At 68.2% G+C, this 20,572-nt stretch carries 22 protein-coding genes, 1 pseudogene and 1 riboswitch; of the genes and pseudogenes, 13 read left to right on the top strand and 10 right to left on the bottom strand.

Features of this window, described 5'->3' with window-relative positions:
* Positions 1 to 4 precede the first annotated feature (4 nt).
* From OHA25_RS03305 to OHA25_RS61085, 6 genes and pseudogenes are all read left to right on the top strand, one after another.
* Positions 5 to 940, top strand: coding sequence for an ABC transporter permease (locus OHA25_RS03305; protein ID WP_327586151.1), 936 nt, complete (start codon positions 5 to 7; stop codon positions 938 to 940).
* A 3-nt stretch (positions 941 to 943) separates the two neighbouring features.
* Positions 944 to 1,912: an ABC transporter ATP-binding protein gene (locus OHA25_RS03300; RefSeq protein WP_327586150.1), complete on the top strand. Its 969-nt coding sequence runs from the start codon at positions 944 to 946 to the stop codon at positions 1,910 to 1,912.
* Positions 1,909 to 2,952 carry an ATP-binding cassette domain-containing protein gene (locus OHA25_RS03295; RefSeq protein ID WP_327586149.1) on the top strand — a complete coding sequence of 348 codons (1,044 nt, stop codon included), beginning with the start codon at positions 1,909 to 1,911 and terminating at the stop codon, positions 2,950 to 2,952. Before OHA25_RS03300 ends, OHA25_RS03295 begins: the two co-directional genes overlap by 4 nt.
* Positions 2,949 to 4,460, top strand: a complete 1,512-nt coding sequence (locus tag OHA25_RS03290) for a glycoside hydrolase family 32 protein (protein WP_327586148.1) — start codon at positions 2,949 to 2,951, stop codon at positions 4,458 to 4,460. Before OHA25_RS03295 ends, OHA25_RS03290 begins: the two co-directional genes overlap by 4 nt.
* Positions 4,461 to 4,492: 32 nt before the next feature.
* Complete coding sequence (locus tag OHA25_RS03285) at positions 4,493 to 8,029, top strand: glycoside hydrolase family 32 protein (protein WP_327586147.1); 3,537 nt, start codon at positions 4,493 to 4,495, stop codon at positions 8,027 to 8,029.
* Positions 8,030 to 8,349: 320 nt separating this feature from the next.
* Positions 8,350 to 8,610, top strand: a pseudogene (locus OHA25_RS61085) (IS256 family transposase); the annotation flags it as partial.
* Positions 8,611 to 8,861: 251 nt separating this feature from the next.
* On the opposite strand, the gene OHA25_RS03275 reads toward OHA25_RS61085, so the two are convergent.
* The 3 genes from OHA25_RS03275 to OHA25_RS03265 form a co-directional block, all read right to left on the bottom strand.
* Entirely contained in the window at positions 8,862 to 9,353 is a 492-nt protein-coding gene (locus OHA25_RS03275) for an LLM class flavin-dependent oxidoreductase (RefSeq protein WP_327586145.1), read from the bottom strand.
* A 136-nt stretch (positions 9,354 to 9,489) separates the two neighbouring features.
* Positions 9,490 to 10,113: an NADPH-dependent F420 reductase gene (locus tag OHA25_RS03270; protein ID WP_327586144.1), complete on the bottom strand. Its 624-nt coding sequence runs from the start codon at positions 10,111 to 10,113 to the stop codon at positions 9,490 to 9,492.
* A 33-nt stretch (positions 10,114 to 10,146) separates the two neighbouring features.
* On the bottom strand, positions 10,147 to 10,881 hold the full coding sequence (locus OHA25_RS03265) for an SDR family NAD(P)-dependent oxidoreductase (protein WP_327586143.1): 735 nt from the start codon (positions 10,879 to 10,881) through the stop codon (positions 10,147 to 10,149).
* 143 nt (positions 10,882 to 11,024) lie between these two features.
* Here OHA25_RS03265 and OHA25_RS03260 point away from each other — a divergent pair, with 143 nt between their 5' ends.
* Positions 11,025 to 11,636: a TetR/AcrR family transcriptional regulator gene (locus OHA25_RS03260; protein WP_327586142.1), complete on the top strand. Its 612-nt coding sequence runs from the start codon at positions 11,025 to 11,027 to the stop codon at positions 11,634 to 11,636.
* A gap of 854 nt (positions 11,637 to 12,490) precedes the next feature.
* Here OHA25_RS03260 and OHA25_RS03255 read toward each other — a convergent pair.
* Genes OHA25_RS03255 through OHA25_RS03245 form a run of 3 tightly spaced genes read right to left on the bottom strand, consistent with a single transcriptional unit; the run spans position 12,491 to position 13,811 of the window.
* Entirely contained in the window at positions 12,491 to 12,856 is a 366-nt protein-coding gene (locus tag OHA25_RS03255) for a hypothetical protein (RefSeq protein ID WP_327586141.1), read from the bottom strand.
* Positions 12,857 to 13,450 carry a hypothetical protein gene (locus tag OHA25_RS03250; RefSeq protein ID WP_327586140.1) on the bottom strand — a complete coding sequence of 198 codons (594 nt, stop codon included), beginning with the start codon at positions 13,448 to 13,450 and terminating at the stop codon, positions 12,857 to 12,859.
* The gene (locus OHA25_RS03245; protein ID WP_327586139.1) at positions 13,434 to 13,811 is read right to left on the bottom strand and encodes a hypothetical protein; all 378 of its coding nucleotides are present in this window, start codon (positions 13,809 to 13,811) and stop codon (positions 13,434 to 13,436) included. Before OHA25_RS03245 ends, OHA25_RS03250 begins: the two co-directional genes overlap by 17 nt.
* Before the next feature lie 164 nt (positions 13,812 to 13,975).
* Here OHA25_RS03245 and OHA25_RS61080 point away from each other — a divergent pair, with 164 nt between their 5' ends.
* Positions 13,976 to 14,134 carry a hypothetical protein gene (locus OHA25_RS61080; protein ID WP_442942162.1) on the top strand — a complete coding sequence of 53 codons (159 nt, stop codon included), beginning with the start codon at positions 13,976 to 13,978 and terminating at the stop codon, positions 14,132 to 14,134.
* A gap of 64 nt (positions 14,135 to 14,198) precedes the next feature.
* Here OHA25_RS61080 and OHA25_RS03240 read toward each other — a convergent pair whose 3' ends face one another.
* Positions 14,199 to 15,455 (bottom strand): hypothetical protein, encoded by a 1,257-nt coding sequence (locus OHA25_RS03240; RefSeq protein WP_327586138.1) that lies wholly within the window; start codon positions 15,453 to 15,455, stop codon positions 14,199 to 14,201.
* Between the two features lie 94 nt (positions 15,456 to 15,549).
* Between OHA25_RS03240 and OHA25_RS03235 the strand changes: the two genes are divergently transcribed.
* From OHA25_RS03235 to OHA25_RS03225, 3 genes are all read left to right on the top strand, one after another.
* The gene (locus OHA25_RS03235) at positions 15,550 to 16,104 is read left to right on the top strand and encodes an ArsR/SmtB family transcription factor (protein ID WP_305914551.1); all 555 of its coding nucleotides are present in this window, start codon (positions 15,550 to 15,552) and stop codon (positions 16,102 to 16,104) included.
* A gap of 182 nt (positions 16,105 to 16,286) precedes the next feature.
* On the top strand, positions 16,287 to 16,526 hold the full coding sequence (locus OHA25_RS03230; protein WP_327586137.1) for a hypothetical protein: 240 nt from the start codon (positions 16,287 to 16,289) through the stop codon (positions 16,524 to 16,526).
* A gap of 163 nt (positions 16,527 to 16,689) precedes the next feature.
* Positions 16,690 to 17,571 carry a bile acid:sodium symporter family protein gene (locus OHA25_RS03225; protein ID WP_327586136.1) on the top strand — a complete coding sequence of 294 codons (882 nt, stop codon included), beginning with the start codon at positions 16,690 to 16,692 and terminating at the stop codon, positions 17,569 to 17,571.
* Here the strand turns inward: OHA25_RS03225 and OHA25_RS03220 are convergent.
* Positions 17,551 to 18,033, bottom strand: coding sequence for a hypothetical protein (locus OHA25_RS03220; protein WP_327586135.1), 483 nt, complete (start codon positions 18,031 to 18,033; stop codon positions 17,551 to 17,553). The two genes, OHA25_RS03225 and OHA25_RS03220, sit on opposite strands and share 21 nt — an antisense overlap.
* A 51-nt stretch (positions 18,034 to 18,084) precedes the next feature.
* Positions 18,085 to 18,224, top strand: a riboswitch (cyclic di-AMP (ydaO/yuaA leader).
* A gap of 2 nt (positions 18,225 to 18,226) precedes the next feature.
* Between OHA25_RS03220 and OHA25_RS03215 the strand changes: the two genes are divergently transcribed.
* The gene (locus OHA25_RS03215; RefSeq protein ID WP_327586134.1) at positions 18,227 to 18,790 is read left to right on the top strand and encodes a C40 family peptidase; all 564 of its coding nucleotides are present in this window, start codon (positions 18,227 to 18,229) and stop codon (positions 18,788 to 18,790) included.
* A gap of 108 nt (positions 18,791 to 18,898) precedes the next feature.
* On the opposite strand, the gene OHA25_RS61075 is transcribed toward OHA25_RS03215, so the two are convergent.
* The gene (locus OHA25_RS61075) at positions 18,899 to 19,411 is read right to left on the bottom strand and encodes an MFS transporter (protein ID WP_442942047.1); all 513 of its coding nucleotides are present in this window, start codon (positions 19,409 to 19,411) and stop codon (positions 18,899 to 18,901) included.
* A 182-nt stretch (positions 19,412 to 19,593) separates the two neighbouring features.
* Positions 19,594 to 20,157, bottom strand: coding sequence for a CAP domain-containing protein (locus tag OHA25_RS03210; RefSeq protein ID WP_327586133.1), 564 nt, complete (start codon positions 20,155 to 20,157; stop codon positions 19,594 to 19,596).
* Here OHA25_RS03210 and OHA25_RS03205 point away from each other — a divergent pair.
* Positions 20,075 to 20,410: an SDR family oxidoreductase gene (locus tag OHA25_RS03205; RefSeq protein ID WP_327586132.1), complete on the top strand. Its 336-nt coding sequence runs from the start codon at positions 20,075 to 20,077 to the stop codon at positions 20,408 to 20,410. The genes OHA25_RS03210 and OHA25_RS03205 overlap by 83 nt on opposite strands.
* Positions 20,411 to 20,572: the final 162 nt, after the last annotated feature.

The raw sequence follows: 20,572 nt of genomic DNA, 5'->3' as shown, positions 1-20,572 counted from the left end.
CGACATGACCGCCGTAGACATCGACATCGCGGAGACCTCCGCGGCAAAGGCACAGGCACCGCCCGGCCGCCGACGCGGACTGCTGCGCCAACTCGCCGGCGTCAAGAAAGCGCTGATCGGACTGGCCCTGCTGGCTCTGTTCGCGCTCCTCGCCCTGCTCGCTCCCGTCATCGCTCCCGGCGACCCGTCGCTCATCAACGCGACGGGAAGTCAGCCCCCCTCGGCCGCTCACTGGCTCGGTACGACGGCGAAGGGACAGGACGTCCTCGCCCTCACGTTGTGGGGTGCCCGCAGTTCGCTCTTCGTCGGGTTCGCGGTCGGGCTTGCCGCATGCGCAGTCGCCACCGTCATCGGCCTGGCCTCCGCGTACTTCGGCCGAATCGCGGACGACGTGCTCACTCTGATCACCAACATCTTCCTGCTGCTCCCCGGCCTGCCGCTGCTCATCATCCTGGCCGCGTTCCTGCCCCCCGGGACCTCCACCGTGATCCTGGTACTCGTCGTCACCGGCTGGGCGGGATCGGCCCGGGTGCTGCGCGCTCAGGCCAAGTCGATCCGCGGCAAGGACTTCGTGGCCGCGGCCGTCGTCACGGGAGAGCGTCCGCTGCGCATCATGTTCCGCGAGATCCTGCCCAACATGGCGTCCGTGGTGATGACCACGCTGCTCGGCTGCGTGATCTTCGGCATCGGCGGTCAGGCGGGTCTGGAGTTCTTGGGTCTCGGGGACAGCAGCGTCGTCAGCTGGGGCACGAACCTGTACTGGGCCGGCACCGACGGCGCCTTGATGACCGGCGCGTGGTGGGCCTTCGTCCCCTCCGGGCTGTGCATCGCGCTCGTCGCCTTCGCGCTGGCGTTGGTCAACTACGCGGTCGACGAGATCACCAACCCGAGGCTGCGGGCCCGGTCCGCCAAGCGGCGCTCCGCCGAGAGGAAGGGCTGAGCCATGGATTCCGTACACGACGCACCCGTCCTCGACGTCCGCGGCCTCCGCGTCGAATACCGCAGTGACGCACGCACCGTCCTGGGCGCCGACGACGTCTCCTTCTCCATCGGCCCCGGAGAGGTCTTCGGGCTGGCCGGGGAGTCGGGCTGCGGCAAGTCGACCATCGCCAACGCGGTGATGCGGCTGCTGAAGCCCCCGGCGGAGATCACCGCGGGCAGTGTCCACTTCCAGGGCCGGGACGTCCTGGCCCTGGACGAGCGGGAGCTGCGCGCATTCCGGTGGCGGGAGATCGCCATGGTCTTCCAATCGGCGATGAACTCGCTCAACCCCGTCCTCACCATCGGCGAGCAGATCGGCGACATCTTCACCACTCACGAGAAGCTGAAGAAGCGACTGGCGCGGGAGAGAGCGGGCGAGCTGCTCCACCTGGTGGGCATCGACCCCGGCCGACTCAGGGCCTACCCGCACCAGCTCTCCGGCGGTATGCGCCAGCGCGTGGTCATCGCCATGGCCGTCGCGCTCCGGCCCCGGCTGCTGATCATGGACGAGCCGACCACCGCACTCGACGTCGTCGTCCAGCAGGAGATCATGGCGCAGATCCGCGACCTCCAGCACGAGCTGGGCTTCTCCATCCTCTTCATCACCCACGACATGTCCCTGATGGTCGAGCTGTCCGACCGCATGGGCGTGATGTACGGCGGACGAATCGTCGAACTCGCCGACGCCAAGGATCTGTTCACCCAGCCGCTCCACCCGTACACCGAGGCGCTGATGAACGCCTTTCCGCCGCTGACCGGCCCGCGCCGGGAGCTCACCGGCCTCTTCGACGCCCCTCGTACCGCCGGCAGCTGCGGCTTCCACGTCCGTTGTCCCAAGGACCGCTCGGACTGCTCCATGAACATCCCCGACCTGCGCGAGGTCGCCCCCGGCCGGTGGGTGGCCCAGAGCACTCAGGGAGTCCCGCGATGACCCAGCCCCTGCTGTCCGTACGCGGCCTGAGCAAGGACTTCCAAGTCGGCACCGTCTTCTCGCGGCGCCGAGTCCGTGCCGTCAACGACGTGTCCTTCGACCTGCCGGCCGGCCGGATCACCGCCCTGGTCGGCGAGTCCGGCAGTGGCAAGTCCACCATCGCCCGCTGCCTGGCCCGCCTTGAACAGCCCTCCGCCGGACAAGTACTGCTGGACGGCGAGGACGTCCTGCGCACCGAACGGCGGCGGGCGTCTCGGGCGTACCGCCGCAAGGTACAGATGGTGTTCCAGGACCCCTTCGGCTCGCTCAACCCCGTTCACCGCATCGAGCATTTCCTCACTCGATCCCTCGTCGTGCACGGCCGCCCCGCCATACCGGAGGCGCTGCGGGAGCTGATGACGACCGTCGGCCTGACCGAGGACATGCTGCAGTCCTACCCGCACGAGCTCTCCGGCGGCCAGCGCCAGCGCGTCGCCGTCGCCCGCGCCCTCGCCGTCGAGCCCCGGTTGATCCTCGCCGACGAACCGACCTCGATGCTGGACGTCTCCGTACGCGTCGGCGTGCTCAATCTGATGCGGCGTCTGCGCGACGAACGGGACATCGCCATGCTGTACATCACCCACGACCTGGGCTCCGCTCGCTATCTCGCGGACACCACGATGGTGATGTTCGCCGGCGAGCTCGTCGAGGGCGGTGACGCACTTGCCGTCATGGACGCCCCCGCCCACCCCTACACCCGCCTGCTGCTGTCCGCCGTACCCGACCCCGAGCGGGCCGGGAGCTACGACCCGGTCGAGCGCGCTCGACTGCGCGAGGCGATCCTCAACCCCACGTCCTGCCCGTACGGCGACGACGGCACGTGCAGCCGCACAGAGCTCGTCCGGCACGTCGTCGGCGAGGACGACGGACATCCCCACTGGGTGCGCTGCCACCTGCGCGCACCTATCTCCGACATCGCCCGCCGGGTGCTCAAGACCACCGACAGACCGACCGGCGAGGCCACCGACGACACCGAGGAAGCCGAGACCACCGCCGCATGACCCACGACCTCACCCTCCCCTCCGACATCTCCGGCGCCGAGGGGCTGGCCGAGCGCGCCGAACGCGACCCCCACCGTCCCCGCTTCCACTTCACCTCGCCCGGTGGCTGGCTCAACGATCCCAACGGGCTGACCCACTGGAACGGCGTCTACCACCTTTTCTACCAGTACAACCCGCTCGCTCCCGCCCACCACCGCATCCACTGGGGCCACGCCACCAGCACGGACCTTGTCCACTGGACCGACGAGCCGATCGCCCTCGTCCCGGGCTCCGACGGCCCCGACCGTGACGGCTGCTGGTCCGGCGTCCTCGTCGACGACGGGGGAGTGCCCACGCTCGTCTACTCCGGCCGCCACGGGAACCGCGAACTGCCGTGCGTGGCCACCGGGTCCGCCGACCTGAGGCGCTGGACCAAGGACCCGGCCAATCCGGTCATCAGCGCCCCGCCCCGCGACCTCGACGCCACCGCCTTCCGTGACCACTGCGTCTGGCGGGAGGGCCAGGTGTGGCGGCAACTGGTGGGCTCGGGCATTCGGGGCGTCGGCGGAACGGCCTTCCTGTACGAATCCGACGACCTGCGCACGTGGCGGTACGTCGGCCCCCTGCTGACCGGCGACGCCTCGCAAAACCGGGGCGAACTCGACTGGACCGGCACGATGTGGGAGTGCGTCGACCTGTTCGGCATAGACGACGACACCGACGTCCTGATCTTCTCCGCCTGGGACGAGGGCACCACCTACCATCCTCTGTACTGGACGGGCCGCTACCAGGGCGACACCTTCACTCCGACCGCCCTCCACCGGCTCGACTACGGCGGACGCTACTTCTACGCTCCGCAGTCCACACGTGACGCCCACAGCCGTCGGATCATGTTCGGCTGGCTCCAGGAGGGGCGATCGGATGCGGCGACGGCGCGGGCGGGGTGGTGCGGTGTCATGTCGCTGCCACGCGTCGTCACCCTCGGCGCGGACGGGCAGCTGGTCCAGGCCCCCGTACCCGAGCTGGCCCGGCTCCGGCGAGATCACGTACGGGTCCCCGCCGGCCCGCTGGACAACACGTACACCCGGCTGCACTCCGTGCGGGGAGACCAGCTCGACATCGAGATCACCCTGCGGCTCGCGCCCGGCGCCACGGCCCGGCTGGTCGTGCGCGAGACGCCGGACGGAGCCGAACGCACGGTCGTCGAGGTGAGCCGCCTGCCCACGGGCGGCGTCCTCCGGCTGCACCGCGAGGCGTCCGGCCTCGATCCGTCCCTGGACGCCGAACCGCGTCACGGGGAACTGCCGCTGAGTGGCGACGGCCTGGTGGACCTGCGTGTCCTCGTCGACCACTCCGCACTGGAGATCTTCTCCAACGGCCGGCCGCTCGCCGCCCGTATCTACCCCACCCGCCCCGACGAGGCCGTCGGCGTCGGCATCAGTGCCGACGGCGACGTCACCGTGGAGAGTTTCGACGCTTGGCGGATGGCGCCGGCGTTCACCGACGGCCCCCGGCCGCTGTGGCCGTGACGGTCTGAGCCCACCACCCCCCAGGAGCCGCCATGCGCGTGTCCCGTCGTACCCTCCTGCTCGCCGGAGGTCTCACCTTGCTGCCCCTCTCGAGTGCCGTCCCGGCATCCGCCCTTGTCAAGAACACCCCCGCACGAAACCCGATCCCCGACCCCCTCCCCGTCACCGGCAAGTGGAACCGCACCGCCGACGGCGGCTGGAAGGCCACCGGCGCCGCCCTCGCCCTCTCCGAGCAGCAGATCGCCGCCAAGGCCACGTACACCGCCCAGGTGACCCCCGCATCCCCGTACGGAGTGGGCGCGCTGGTGTTCCGTGCCGCCGAGGACGGCTCCGCCGGATACGCGGCCGCCCTGGACCACGAGCGCGTACGGCTCTTCGACCTGGCGAGCGGCCAAGCCATCGCCACAGCGCGGCTGGCAGGAGCGCGGACCGGAGGAACGTACGAGCTCGAAGTCACCGTGGACGGAGCCGAGCTGACCGTCTCCGTCGACGGCAAGAGGCGCATCCGCGTAGAGGACCACCGCTACGACTCCGGCGCCGTGGGCCTGCTCGCCCGCAACGGCACCGTGGTCTTCGGCCCGCCCGCCCTGTCCGAGGTCACCACCAATCTCACCGGCTGGACCACCGGCGGCGGCACGTGGACGGCGACCCCGCTCGGCTGGCGAGCCGAAGCACCCGACGGCGGCACCGCCCGCGCCATCGCCGCCACCCGGGCGTACGACACCGCGATCCAGACCGACCTCATACTCCACGACACCTCCACCGTGGCCACCCTGCTGGTGCGGGCCGACGCCACGGGCACCCAGGGTTACGGCGTCCAGGTCGACCCCGGACAGGGCCGGTTGAGGCTGTGCCGCATCGACGGGAACGTCACCCTCGGCACCTGCAACGCCACCATCAGGACAGGGGCTGTCTACCGGCTGCGGATCGAGGCCGAGGGCGACGAACTGCGCGTGCACTGGCAGACGAACTTCCTCTCTCCCGACGGCTACGCCCCGGCCATCACGGCTCGGGACTCCGGGCACGCGTCGGGCAGGCTGGGCGTCCTGGTGTCCGGCGGCGCGGCGTCCTTCGACAACATCGCCGCCGCCGACCTCGTCACCGACGTCCAGGGATGGACCACCAGGTCCGGCACCTGGACTCTCGACCTGCGCGGTATCCGAGGCGACAGCGGCCTGCGCACGGCCCCGTTCGCACACGGCGACCTGGTTGCGAGGGCGGACATCACGCCGGGCGGCCCGTCGGCCTCCGCCGGCCTCGTCCTGCGCGCGTCCGCGAACGGCTCCGGCGGCTACGAGGCCCGCCTCGACGCCGCCCGCAACACGGTCAGCCTGATCGACCGGACCTCCGGCACCCGCGTCGCGACCGCCGCCGCGCCGGTCCGGCGCATCGCCGCGGGCGGCACCTACCGGGTAGAGGTCCGCGCGACCGGCAGGCGCATCGAGATGTACGTGGACGGCGTAAGCGTGCTCAAGACAAGCGTCTCCGGGACCACGGGTGCCTCCATCGGCATCGCGGCCGCGCACGGCATAGCGTACTTCCAGAACGTGCAGGCCAGCAGCACCGCCGGCTACTTCACGGAGCCCTACCGCCCCACCTACCACTACACCCAGCTCACCGGCTCCACCAGCGACCCCAACGGCCTGGTCCACTACGACGGCGAATACCACCTCTTCCACCAGGACCAGGGCCGCTGGGCGCACGCCGTGAGCACCGACCTGGTCCACTGGCAGCCCCTGCCGATCGCCCTGCCCTGGAACGAGTACGGCCACTGCTGGACGGGTTCGGCAGTCGTCGACGAGGACGACGCCTCAGGCCTCTTCGACGGCGGCTCCGGCCTCCTCGCGTACTACACCAGCTATCGCCCCGACAAGCCCGGCGGCAACGCGAGCGTGCGCATCGCCTACAGCAAGGACAAGGGCCGCTCCTGGCAGTTGCACGGGGGCCCGGCACCCGCCGTGCAGAACCCGGGAGGCCCCGACGCCGGCTGGACCTTCCGCGACCCGAAGATCGTCCGCGACGACGCACACGCGCAGTGGGTGATGGTGGTCTCCGGCGGTGACCACATCCGCTTCTTCACCTCCACCGACCTACTCACCTGGACACACACCAGCTCCTTCGGATACGGCGGCTGGGTGACGGCCGGGGTGTGGGAGTGTCCCGACGTGTTCCCACTCCCGGTCGACGGTGACCCGGCGCGCGTCAAATGGGTCCTCACCCTGAGCACGGGGGCCGTGCGCGCGACAGACGGCTCGGCCGCCCAGTACTTCACCGGGGACTGGAACGGCACCGCCTTCACCCCGGACCAGACGGCGGGCACGGTGCTGCGCCCCGACTCCGGGCGCGACTACTACGCCGCCATGTCCTTCTACGGGCTGCCCGGCGGGCGACGCGTGTGGCTGGCCTGGACGAGCAACTGGGACTACCCGTTCAGCGCCCCGACAGGTGCCTGGAACGGCCAGTTGAGCATTCCGCGCGAGCTCACCCTCACCAACACCGACGACGGTGTACGTCTGGTGCAGCGCCCGGTGCCGGAACTTGCCGCCCTCCGCGCCACGACGACGACCCGTACCGACCTGTCCGTCGGACCGGACTCCACCGACCCGATCGACGGGGTCAGAGCGGTGGCTTATGAGATCGAAGCCGAGATCACCCTCGGGACGGCCGTGGAGGTCGGCTTCCGGCTGCGTGAGAAGGACGACCAGCACACGACAGTGGGCTATGACGCGCAGGCGGGTCAGTTGTTCGTCGACCGCACGGCCTCCGGCCTGAGCGACTTCACGCAGTATTTCAAGGGCCGCACCACCGCACCGATGAAGCCCGTCGACGGCCGCGTGACACTGCGCGTCTTCGTGGACTCCTCGTCAGTTGAGGCCTTCGGCGCCGACGGCCAGGCGACGATCACCAGCCTGATCTTCCCCGACCCTGACGCTCAAGGCATGTCCTTTTACGTGAAGGGGGGCACCGCGCACGTCGAGTCGCTCAAGGTACACCGGCTGCGGAGCGCGTACCGCTTGGTGGACCGTACGACGCAGCGAGAGACTCCACGGACCACCGGCGCGGAATTCCGTTCGAACCTGGGCGAGCTGACCGTCACCCCCGCCGGCCATTGGTCGACCGACAGCGCGGGCCGTTCCGGAACCTTCGACAAGGACAGCAACGCGATGTCGTCCCGCACGGCCACGAACCTGGACCTCACCACCCTGATCCGGCTGGGGAGCCCCGACGGTGTGACCGGTGGAGCACTCTCGCTCCTGTGGCGTGCCTCGGCCGACGGCAACGACGCCTACTGCCTCAACATCGACCCCAACCTGCGCGTGATCCGCCTGGTCGCGAAGGCCGGCGGGGTGTTCGACGACGGGGCCGCCCTGGCCCGGGTCTCGGCACTGGTCCGGCGCGGCACGACGTACCCGATCCGCGTCCTCGCCGAGGGAAACCGGATCCAGGTGTTCCTGTCCGGCACCCGAATCATGGACGTGACGGACACGAAGTACACGCGCGGACACGTCGGCCTGAACGTCTTCGGCGGTCGGGCGGCATATCAGGACACCTACGTGAAGGAGTTGTGAGCAACAACTCGTCATCCTCACGAGCTCCTGACGTCGGACGGACGCCCGCTCCCGGGCTTCAGAGCTTGATCACGGCCAATACGCGGCCAAGTTGAGGTGGTCCCGGGAGTAGTCCCAGGTCAAAGCATGATTGCGACGGGACCGTAAAACCGTCGGCTCAGCCTACGCAAGTTCGAACCTTGCACCTGCCACACCAGCGGGAAGAGGCCCGTCACCAGCGGAAACGCGGTGACGGGCCTCTCGCTCTGTGCCCGGTCCAGGATCACGAGCGTGGTTCCGTGTTGAACCGCCAAGTTCGCACGAAGAAAGGCCCCACGCTCGTGACCCGTCGAGTATCGCCTATCCAGGCCATCCGTGCCGAGATCGATGCCCTGTTCGCCGCCGATCGTGACCTGGTCGAGGTCATCGAGGACGTCGCCCGGCTCGGCGCCCGCCTGATCATCCAGACCGCCGTCGAAGCCGAGGTCGACGCCTTCCTCGGCCGCGCCCGCTACCAGCGCGCCGTCTGCACACGGATGTCCGAAGTTCCTGTGCACGACCACTCAGGTTGGCCCGGGACTCCCGGGCTACGGCCGACCACCCACTTCGCAGTTCGACGGCTTGCGGGAAGACACCACTGCACAACTAACGCCAAGCTGCAGGAGTGCTCTCCGCCCTTCACGTGAGCAGCCCATGGCGACTGGAACGTCCCTCCGCGCCGGGGCGGGAGAGCCGGCGTCCCCGGTGACCGCAACGTGGTGAGTCAGCTGCAAGTCACGTGTAAGTCAGCACGTCTAGACATGCATATGTGAACTAAGACGCCGAAATTTGCGCGAAGACGGCATTCCTTCCGTCATCGCCGCGAACGAGCCGGATCATCTCGATACACTGCCGACTCCGTTGAAAGGTGGGAGACGCTTCGCATGGCGCTGCGGCCGACCCGGCGCGTCGCGGCCTCGCTGGCGCCGCCGATCCAGATGGGCGGCCCGCCCGCTTGCGCCGGGCGCAGGTCGGCGTGGACCGGCCGCAGCGAGAAGAACTCGCTGTCCCAGGACGCCGGGTTGGCCGTGCACCACTCGTGCAGGAACGCCAGCAGGTCATCGAGCATCCGCCCGCGCCGGCGCCAGTCCGCGGTGGGGGAGATGTCGTGCTCGTCCTTCGTCCACCCGAGTCCCACGCCGACCTCGAGACGGCCGTCGCTGAGCACGTCGAGCGTGGTCAGCATCCGGGCCAGGTGCGGCGGCTCGTAGTAGAAGGTGCTGAGCGTGCTGGCATTCAGCCGCACCCGGCTGGTCGCCGTCGCGGCGACGGTCCACAGCAGCACCGGGTCGAGGTGACGCTTCATCAGCGGCGGGTACGGCTGCTCCTCGATCCCGCGGCAGAACGCGCTCAGGCCAGCGGCGCTGCTGGTAACCCGACTATGGGAAGTGTGAAACCAAGCTTCATTGGCGAGTCCTTTCGGTGATCCGTCAACCGTTTGCTCAGACGGGAAGTTCGGTGATGCTGAGGGCGAAGTCCAAGTTCCCCACCCCGTGGTTGGCGAGGCCCACCGTGACCACGCCCGCTCCTTCCAGCCAGTGCGCCATTTTCAGGCCGCCGACGTCCAGCGGGCGTAGCCCGAGGCTCTCGATGAACGCCTCCACACTTGCCTTGGCCTGCGCATTATCGCCAGCGATGAAGACGTCGGGCCGGCCCTTCTCCAGGACATGGCGGAAGATGGTGTTGAACGCCTTCACCACGCTGGCGCCGGCCGGGGCCGCCTTGGCGACTTCCTGCGCGATCGAGGTCTCCTCGCGGTGGGCAAGCCCGTCGAACGTGGAGTTGAAGGGATTGCTGATGTCGACGATGACCTTGCCCGCGAGAGCGTCTCCGTACTGGGCGACGACCGGCACGACGCCGTCGTACAACAGGGCCACGATGACGATGTCCCCGGCCGGGGCGGTACCCCATTCTCCCGTCGTGGCGCCGCCGCCGAGAGCCTTGGCCAGGTCAGCGGCCTTGGACTGATCGCGGCCCATGACCTCGACGGTGTTGCCGCCCGCTATCGCCCGCGCTCCGATGGTGCGGGCCATGTTCCCGGTGCCGATGATGCTGATGTTGCTCATGAGATGTCCTGCCCTGGTTGAGTGTTGTTCGGTTTAGATGGCGGTGGTGCCGCCGTCGGCGACGAGTTCCATGCCGTTGACGTAGCTGGAGTCGTCGGAGGCGAGGAAGAGGGCGGCGGTGGCGATTTCGTCGGGGCGGCCCATCTGGCCGCGGGGGATGAGGGACTCGAACTGGCGCTTGGTGGCCTCGTCGAAGAGTTCTTCCTGCTTGGCGGTGGCGACCTGGCCGGGGGTCAGGACGTTGACGCGGATGCGGCGGTCCTTGAGCTCGTTGAGCCAGACGCGGGCCCAGGCCTGCTGGACGGCCTTGCTGCCGGCGTAGACGCTCCAGCCGGGGAAGGCGCCGAGGGAGGCGTTGGAGCCGGTCATGAGGATGGAGCCGCCGTCGTTGAAGAACGGGAGGGCCTTCTGGACGGTGAACAGGGTGCCGCGGGCATTGAGCCCGAACCAGGTGTCGAACTGGGCCTCGGTGATCTCGCCGAGCGGGGCGGGCTCGCCCCCGCCTGCGCTGGCCCACAGCACGTCGAGGCTGCCCTTCTCCCGCTTGACGGTGTCGTACAGGCGGTCCAGGTCGTTCAGGTCGGCGGCGTCGCCCTGGACGCCGGTGACGTTGCGGCCGATCTGCTTCACGGCCTCGTCCAGGGCGTCCTGGCGGCGGCCGGTGATGAAGACGTGCGCTCCCTCGTCGACGAACAGCTTCGCGCCGGCCAGCGCCATGCCGGTGGTGCCGCCGGTGATGACCGCTACCTTGCCGTCAAGCTTTCCCATGTTGCTCCTTTAGGCCGGTGGTGCCGTGCGCACCTGGGATGACGGCGTTATGTACACCGCTCTGTGTGCTTACGGTACGGGGCGCGCGGCCGGGGCGCAAACTATGTACACCGATCGTTACCCAGCTCGGGTACCATGGACCCGTGACGGAGTTGGAGAAGGGCCCCCAGGGCCGCCGCCGCGGCCGGGGCGCCCGCGAGCGCATCCTCAGCGCGTCCCAGCAACTGTTTCGCGAGCAGGGCATCAACCGCACCGGCATGGACCAGCTTTGCGCGGCGGCCCAGGTGTCCAAACGCACGGCGTACCAGCACTTCACCGGCAAGGACGAACTCGTCGCCGAGTACCTGCGCCGGTTCGACCCCTCCGTTCTGTCCGGCGTGTTCGACCGCACCGACCTCACGCCCCGCGAACGGCTCCTCGCCGCCTTCGACATCCCCCCCACCACCCCCCTGTGCCCCTACATCGCCGCCGCCGTCGAACTCCACGACCCCCAGCACCCCGCATCCCAGTACGCACGCGACTACAAGAAAGCCGTCGCCGCGCGGCTCGCCGACACCGCCCGCGAAGCCGGCGCCGCCGACCCTGAACAGCTCGGCGAGCAGCTCGCGCTGCTCATCGACGGCGCCGCGGCCCGCACCCGGGTCCTCAACGCCGACGCCTTCCCCGCCGCCGCCGCCATCGCCGCCGTCCTCATCGACAACGCCATCCCCGCCGCAGCCCGCGATGACCGACGACGGGAGGAAGGGTCAAGTTAACTTGGCACTCCGCGGCCGGGCTGGACGCGCTGCCGGTCGCGCGGCTGCACCCGCTGGTACGCGACACCAGCCGCCCGGCACCTGGCCCGGACCTGCTGGCTTTTACGGAACTGGCCGCCCGCCTGCTGAAGGCCGCAGCAGAAGCCGCCGGGGAGACCGGCGACCCCCGAGGACCCGCCGACGTGGTCGGCCTGGCAGCTGCTGGCGCCGCACGCTGCCGTAGTGCTGAACAGCCTCAGCGCTCTGCCGGACAGCTCAGACGAGACGATCGGGGCGGCAGCAGACGCTGCGCACATGGCGGCCCGGTACCGGGCAAGCCAGGGATCTTACGCTGCGGCTGCAGCCGAATACGGCGAGGTCTTCAGCGCCCGGCTGCGGGACCTCGTCCCCGACCACCCGTCCACACTGGCCACCCGGCACGAAATCGCCCGGATGTAGGCGCGGGGGGAACTATGCCGGGGCGCAGGCCGAGTACCACGATGTCCTCACCGCCCGGCAGCGGATCCTCGGCCCCGACCACCCGGACACGCGCAGAACCGCCAGGCAGATCGACTTTCTTGCGGAAAGGCAAGCTTGATCGTCCTTCACCGATCAAGCGCGCTTTGGATATGCGAACTCGCCGGGTCGCCTGTTTCTTAGACGTTCACCTATGAAGCGGCGCTCGCGGCGAGACGTGTCCAGGGCGAACGTCGTTTCATAGGTCGGTGCGAACAGGTGGACGGATGAAACACCCCGATAAAACGATCTCGGGGTGCGCGCTGACGACTACCTCCGCATGCAGGCCCACACCTGCCCGATGATCTCCTGCGCCGCGCCAGCCGGTTCCCCCCGCCGGACCGGCAGGAGCAAGGACTTCACCGTGTGGCATCCCAGATGCGGCGCATGGCCTCGCTCTGCTGTCCGTAGATGCATTTGGCGTAGACGCGTAGAAGAACGTCAACGCTGTGTCCTGCCCATTCGGCCACCTGGGGCGCTGGCACGCCGGCGTTGAGCCATGTGGAGACGGCGGCATGACGTAGGGCGTACGGGACCTCCATGAGCTGCGACCGGGCTTCGGGCGGTTCGAACGCTTGTGCTCTGGCTTCGTGGAAGACCTTGAGGTAGGCGCGGTCGGTCATCAGGCCGCCGTGGGGGCCGATGAAGACTCGTCCGCCGGGGCCGGCTCCGAATTCCTTGAGGTTCTCGATCAGCATGTTGGACAGCTCGGGGTGGATGGGCACTCACCGTATCTCGCCTACGACTCGGTGCTTGAGTTCCCGACGTTCCCGGATCTTGCCGCTGTTTGTCCAACGACTGCCTGAGCGCGGCTCGGCGTTGGTCAGCCGCATCTCTCCCCAGTCGTCCACAGGAAGGCTGACGAGGTGTTCCTCTCGCAGGTCCACGACCTCTTCGGGCCTGAGCGCGGCGAAGTACATGCATCCGAAGAACGCCTTCATGCGCCTGCCTCGCCCGCTGTGATTCTCCACTGCCTTGAGGAAGCGGCGAGCCTGGCTGATGTTGATGACGACGCGCGGGTCCACCGTCGTAAGGGTGCGCTGCTTGGCCCACTTCACCGCCTTGAGTGGGTTCGACGACAGTTCGCCGATCTCCTGGGCGTACTCCATGGCGTTGTTCAGGACCATGCGCTTGCGGTTGGAGGTGTTCGCGGCCGCGGGGTTTCCTTGCTTGGTCTGGCTGATGCGGGCCAGCACGCGGCGCGTCAGCACGGCTCCTGACCCGTGCTCGATCAGGGCGCCGAGCGGTGTGGTGTGGCCCTCCAGCCCCCTGGCCCGTAGGTGGCTGGGTGAGGTGCGCGTATTAACGCGTGAACTCACTCCGCAGGTTTCCGTGGAAGAGCGAGAAGGGACTGTATCGTGATCGCTGTTCTTGGCGCAGGAAGAGGTGGCCGGCGACGACCTTGCCGGAGAAATGATCATTGCTGAACAGGAAGGTCACAGCTTCCGATCCACCGCTTGGAGAGTCGTCAATAGCGACGACGAGACCATCGTTCATGGTCACCGGAAGGTCGATCTGGCGGACGGATTTGAGGAGCAGTTCGATGTGGGGCGTGTCCTGTTCGAACTCCGTCCGAAGTACGAGCTCGCTGTGCGAGGGTACGTAGCTCCATAACCGGAAGCGGCGATGCGGGAAGCTGAGGGGGAGAGCGAGCTGGCCAGGGTAGCGATCGTGCCTCACAGCGAGAGCCCACCACGGTCCTGCTCTGAGTAGCAAGCCATCAAGTCGAGATCCATGGCGCAAGCCTGACCGCCGTGATCAGTCGCTGGGCTGTTCCAGTGGTCGTTGTGCAATGCCGATTAGCGGTTGAATCCGGTCCACGTTGACGCCCTCGAGTTGACCGCCTGCTGGCCCATATGCGAGAGCTGGACATGCCGCTGGACGGAGAGGCCGACACGCGGACTTCCACCGCTCTCGCCATTGCGCTGGCTACACGGGCCACTGGGGTCACCCTGACACCGACTCACTACGCGGCGGAGCCCATCGTCGGGTCGATCGACTGAAGGTTCCGACCCAGCGACCTGCCGGGGTTTCGGTACATGATCGGGACCATCAGGCCGCGAACCGCTACGGCGTGATCGCGTCGGCTGCCTGGGCCGCCGGCTTCAGCAGTCGCCATCCCAGGGGCGCCAGGGCCAGCCACATGCACAGGACCGCGAACGGCATGAGGGCCTGGCGGCCGGGTCCGTCCAGCACTTCGTAGCTGATGAACAGGGCCAGGGTGGCCAGGACGAGTATCAGGGTCGTAGCTCTGATTCGCTTCAGGACGGCCAGGTGAATGATCAGGACCAGGAGCCCAAGGTAGACAAGCTGGGTGCCGAATCCATACAGGATCGACTCGGCTCCCGGGATGCTTCGGATCTGCTGGTCCAGGGCCTTCAACTGCGCGTGATTGTCGGTGGCGAAGAGGACGTACAGGTCGACGAGCATCTCGGCGATCGAGGCGGCGACGCTGATCAGTGCCACCGCCAGACTCGCCCTGGCGAGGAGCTGTCCGGCGCCGCGGCTTCGGACCCGGCGATAAAGTTCGACGCAAGCGACGGCCAGAAGTACGAAGCCGATGAGCCACACCGAATGCGCGATCGTCGTCCATGGCTCGACTCCTTCGTTGCCGCCGAGCCTCATTAAGGTCCAGCCGCCGATCTGCGCCACCGGTGCCAGGATGAGCGACCACCCGGCGAGAGTTTGCCAGGTCGTCGTCGCCGCCTGGGTCGAGCCGGATGGGCTGCGGCGCAACAGTTCACGTCCTACCGGCAGGAAGGCCAGCCACAGGATCAGCGCCGATCCGGCCTGGGCCAGCCGCAACGGGATCTCCACCAGCAGCTCGGCGCCGTTGACCAGAACCGCCACCGTCACCAGGATCGCGAACAGTGCGGTGGCCCTGCCCTGCGTCGCGAGGTGTATCGCCTGCACGATCAGCGCCAGGAACAGCAGCACCGGCCCGACGTCGTAGATGGCCACCTGCACCCCGGGCAGGTCGTGGATCTGGCCGCTCAAGGCCCGCATGTCGGTGCGGTTGTCGGTGGAGAAGCCCACCACCAGATCGATCACCATCTGGATGAGCAGGCAGCCCGCGCCGATGACACCGACGATCAGCGAGCCGGTGGCCAGTATCCGCCCTCCCGAGGTGGTGTTCTTGGTACGTCGATACAGCTCGACGCAGACGACCGCGTACATGACGGTGTTGAAGACCCAGGCGATGTGGGCCAGGGTCCAGCCGGGTTCCTGGCCACCGGTACCGCCCAGGCGCATCAAAGCCCAGCCGGCGAGGACCAACAGTGGAGCGGTGACGAAGGACAGCCCGGCGATTCGTTTCCAGTTCATGGTCGCCGACCCTAGCTTTACAGAATTTTTTCTGCAAGTTTTTCTCTGCATGAGTCCTTCTGCATAATTATCTCGGCACGGCTAAGCTGGTCACATGTCAACGGAACCGGTCATGCACACCCCGGCGGCGATGAAGGCGCTCGCCAGCCCACTGCGGCGAGAGATCCTCCGCCACCTCGCCAATCACGGCCCGGCCACCTCTACCACGCTGGCCAAAGCCATGGGCCAGAACACCGGGACAACCAGCTACCACCTGCGGATGTTGTCCGACACCGGTTTCGTGACCGAGCTGCGCGACCGCGCCAAAGGGCGGGAACGCTGGTGGGACGTCGTCAAAGCCGACCGGCGGATGCCCACCCGCGATGAACTGACCGACGCCGAACAAGACCTCGCCGAGCGACTGGGCGACTCCAAACTGGCCGAGGACCTACGGCTGCTGTCGGCCTTCGCCCACAACCGGGACGAGGACGGCGACTGGCAGCAGGGCTCCCGCGCCAGCACCTTCATGACCAAGGCACAGCTCAAGGAATTCCACGAGGAGTACCTCAAACTGGTGCACCGCTTCGGCACCGATCGCGACACCGCACCCGCGGACGCCCGGATGATCCTGCTGCGCTGGATCGGTTTCCCCGACCCCCGCGGCTCCTGATCCCCTCCACCCCGACGTCTTGGTTCGCGGGAGATACCCTGAGTCCAGATCCGCTCCGAGATTACGAACATGACCGACTGGTGGCCGCTTCTGGCCGTCCCTCGGCTGGACCGGCGCACGTCCACATCACGCCCGAGGGGTCGTCGGAGCCCTGTAGCTCGCCGGTGAGGAACCCCAGGCCGATGCCGGCGGCGCGCAGCTGCTCGGCCAGGGCGGCCAAGGTCGAGGCCGGGGCCGAGCCGTTTGTGTTCGTGTACCACGAGGGTGACCGCGACGCCTGCCGAGCGGAGCTCGCGGGCCGGGGCGACGGCAGGTTGCCGACGTCGGCCGCGTACCGGCCGCACAGCTCGGCGGTCAGCTCGCGCGCCGCGGTGTTAGACCCGGCAGGCGTGAGCCATCCTTCCGCCGGTCGGGTTCCATGACCTCCGCCAGTGTGTGACGGCCTGGCCGGAAGCTGCTGGGCCCTTCACATCGGCCCGGTGATCCCACATTGTGGGGTCTGTATCCGGCTTCGATCAAGGAGGGCGCCGCAGGCCACGCGCTCGGTGGTCATGGGCTCTTCCGGCACGGAAAGGACTCCGGCCCATGGCCCTTGCCAGCGTATTGCTTCCCCTCGCTCTGATGATCATCATGCTGGGGCTCGGCCTGAGCCTGACGATCGCCGACTTCCGACGTGTGGTCGCGTACCCCAAGGCCGCCGTCGTGGCGCTGACCTGCCAGGTCGTCCTCTTACCCGCCGTGTGCCTCGGCCTCGTCCTCGCTTTCGGCCTGCCACCCGCACTCGCCGTCGGCATGATGCTCCTGGCCGCCTCGCCTGGCGGCACGACCGCTAACCTCTACAGCCACCTGTTCGGCGGCGACGTCGCGCTGAACGTGACGCTCACCGCGATCAACTCGGTGCTGGCCGTCGTGACGCTGCCTCTGGTGACCAACCTGTCCCTGAGCTACTTCGGCGATGCCGGCACGCTGGGCCTCCAGCTCGACAAGACGGTGCAGGTGATCGCACTGGTGCTCGTCCCCGTGGCGGTCGGCATGGCGGTGCGTTCGTTCAGGCCTCGGTTCGCGGACCGTATGGAATCCCCCGTGAAGATCGCTTCTGCCGTCATCCTGGTCCTGGTCATCCTCGGCGCGTTGTTGCAGGAGCTGGACAACATCGCAGGCTACATCCGCTCCGTGGGCGCCATCACGGTCCTGTTCAGCGTGATCAGCTTGGCCGTCGGATACTGGGCGCCCCGCCTGGCCGGAGTGGGCCGCCGCCAGGCCATCGCGTCGTGCATGGAGATCGGCATTCACAACGCGACCCTCGCGATCACCGTTGCGCTCAGCCCGGCGCTGCTGAACAACACCCAGATGGCGGTGCCCGCCGCGACGTACGGCGTCCTGATGTTCTTCACCGCGGCCGTCGCCGGTTTCCTCGTCCGAGCTCGCGCCTCCTCCGATGCCGCGTCAGAAGCGAGCACTGCCTGACTCGGGCTGGGCGCAGGGGAGTCGTCCAGCTCCTGAATGGGCCTGGTCGAGGTCGTCGGTGATGCCGCGTTCGAGCAGCCTGACGTAAAGCTCGTCGGGACCCTGGCCGTATCTGCGTATCTGGTCGGCGCCTCTGTGCATTCTCGGATGATCTTCTCGGAGCGGCCGGGCCGGCCGTAGGCCTCGAGGAACAGGCGCAGCCGCTCTGGCCGGCGTGGTCGCCGAAGCCGTCGGCCCTCCGCCGCGCGCCGGGCAGACAGGGGCGTAGTTGCTCGTGCGATGGCCGAGGTGGGTCAGCTGGATCATCACCGCTGCCCCTTCGTCGTGGACCTCCGTGGCGAGCCGACGCAGCAGCGGCTCGGACTCCTCCTTCCACACCTGGTTGCCGAAGGCGGGTGCGCTGCCTGGCCGCGCGGATGGCGTCGGCTTCCTGGCCCGCGCCGCCGCGTCCAGCTGTCTCATTTTCCGCACGCCCGATTTTAGATGGTTTACAACTCTTTGACCGTTTCGTTAGAGTTCGTCACGCCTAATCCACTCAGCGTATGCGTGGAGCCGGGGACCCACCTTCCCCCCTGGGGCGAATCGGCATCGCCGTAGGGCCACTTCCAGGCCCGAGCCCGTCAGCTAACCCGGTAGGCCGCATGGAAGGACAGCAGTGTCTCGCATTGCCATCTGCCTGGCGGCAGCCATCGCCGGGCTCACTCTGGCCGCTCCGGCCCAGGCCGCCACCGACGACCACACCACCCTGACCGGCCCCCAGGTCAAGCGCATCCAGCAGAAGCGCCAGCCGACTCCCGCCTGGAAGACCGCCCTCGCCTTCGCCATGAAGAAGCGCGGCATCCCGTACGTCTGGGGCGGGGCCAGCGACAACGGCTACGACTGCTCCGGGCTCATGCTCAGGGCATACAAGCACGCTGGCATCGAGTTGCCGCGCACCGCGGCGCAACAGTACAACGCGTTCTCCAGGAAGATCTCCTGGGACGAGCTCAAGTCAGGTGACCTGGTCTTCTTCCACGGGCTTGGGCACGTGGGGATGATCTCGAGGCCCGGCTACATGGTGCACGCGCCGCGCACCGGAGACGTGGTCAAGGAGGAACGCCTCTCCGGCTGGCGCAGGCAGTCGTTCGTGGGCGCCGTACGGCCAGACCCTAAGGGGGTACGGCTCTCCATCGAGCAGCGCAAGACCCCCGCGCCCTCGATGTTCACCGCCACCCTGTGACAACGACGGTGGCCCCCGCACCTTCCCGTTCTGCAGGTTCCGGCCACTGAGCCTTGCGTGAACTCAACGTGAAGCGGGCCGAAAGGCCGGTCCACTTCTGCACAGTCGTCACGGCACTTTCTCCGTGCTTTCACGACCATGGAAGCACGGAGAAGTGACATCAGGTTGTGGGGGCGCTCCTACAGAGTGATCTGTCGTCCGATGCGGTGACGCGCCCCCATGGTGAGAAGCGCGACGTCGGAGCAGCGGATGCGACGACCCGCGGCCTCGCCTGCCCGCAGACGGCCCATGGCGGCCTAATCGCGGCGCAACCGAGGCACCAGCCAGAGCTGCCGCGGGTCCGACCATTCGCGTGACCCGTGTCGCGAAGAACCCTCCGGCGAGCCCCCCAACGGCGCCGATGCCCAGCAACACGCCGTAGCCCCAAGCCGGTAGACCGAGGACCTGAGGCACGTAGAGCATGAGCACGGCGAACCAGGCGCTGTCCATCGCCGCGAACACGGCGCCCAAGCTCACGATCATTCGCAAGCGAGGATGTTTGATCAGCCACCGCAGACCGGCGCGAGTGTTACTCCAGATCTGACTCTTGCTGCTGTACGAACCGGCTTTCGGAGCAAACACGATCCGCGGGTCCGCCAGCGCACTAGGACGACCAGCCTGCTCTGGATGACCACGCGGTTGGCACGTTCGCTATCCGCTGGTTGACGATATGACCGCCCGTGCTGCCGACCTGATGTGCTCGCCGCTGCCCGGCGCGGCGCCGGCCGCGTGGGGCGCGTACGGGGCGCTCACCACGAAGCGGGTCACTTGGCGGCGAAGACCTGGGTCCAGTAGATCGCGTCATCGGAGCCCTCGACCGCGCCGACCCCGATGAAGGTGAACTTGCAGTTCATGATGGTGGCCTTGGTTCCGGAGTAGCCCATCCAGGACTGCACGACCGCGGCCGGGGTGCGCTGGCCCTTGGCGATGTTCTCCGCCAGGCTGGTGCCGCCGGTAAAGCCGGCCTCCTTGATGCGGTCCGTGAAGGATCGGCCGTCGCGGGAGGTGCTCGAGAAGTAGTTGTACTCCGCCATGTCAGCCGAGTGCCCGCGGGCGGCCCGGTGGAGTTGCGGATGGTGCTTGAGCGCCCGGCATCCCTTCTTCGCCCGCCGGGCATTGACCAGCCGCACGACCATGTTCTCCCGCGCCGTTCCCACTCTGGCGGCGCCGGATACGGACGCCGTGGTGGCCGACCCGAACAGGCTGAGCGAGCCGGACCGGCCGACTCCGGAAGCCGGGGACGCCGTGACAGCCTGCGCCGTGCTCACGGGCGCGGCGATCGTGGCCAGGGCAGCGGCTGCGGCGAGTAACCCAAGGGGTCGGCGCATAGGAAAGTCCTCCAGTTGCGGTAGACGCTGGACGGCTCCGCATTCTGGCGCGACCCTAATCGATTTGTCATTTTATGTCTTGGCGGTCTACGGTGCCGCCAAGGCGGGCCTGCTGTCCTTTTCCCGCGGGCTGACTTATGAGCTGAAGGACCGGGGCATCCGGGTCAACGGGGTGAGCCCGGGGCCGACCGAGAGTGCTCCATCGAGACGTCGGCCAGCGCCTCCACCACCACCTCGGGTTCAACGGGGATAGAGGTGATGGGCTCACGCCGGCCGTAAGGGCTGCTCGCCCAGCCGGACGGCAATTGACGAGGCCAGGGGTGACCCCGACCAGCATTGATCGACATGTCGCCCTCGTGCGGGCCATCACCAAGCGCCGTGGCGCCCCTCTGTCCAGGAGTGCCGTGGCCTCGAG

Source organism: Nonomuraea sp. NBC_00507 (genome assembly GCF_036013525.1).
GTDB lineage: Bacteria > Actinomycetota > Actinomycetes > Streptosporangiales > Streptosporangiaceae > Nonomuraea.
Note: the sequence above shows the minus strand (reverse complement) of the source record. Positions and strands in the feature narration are given on the sequence as shown.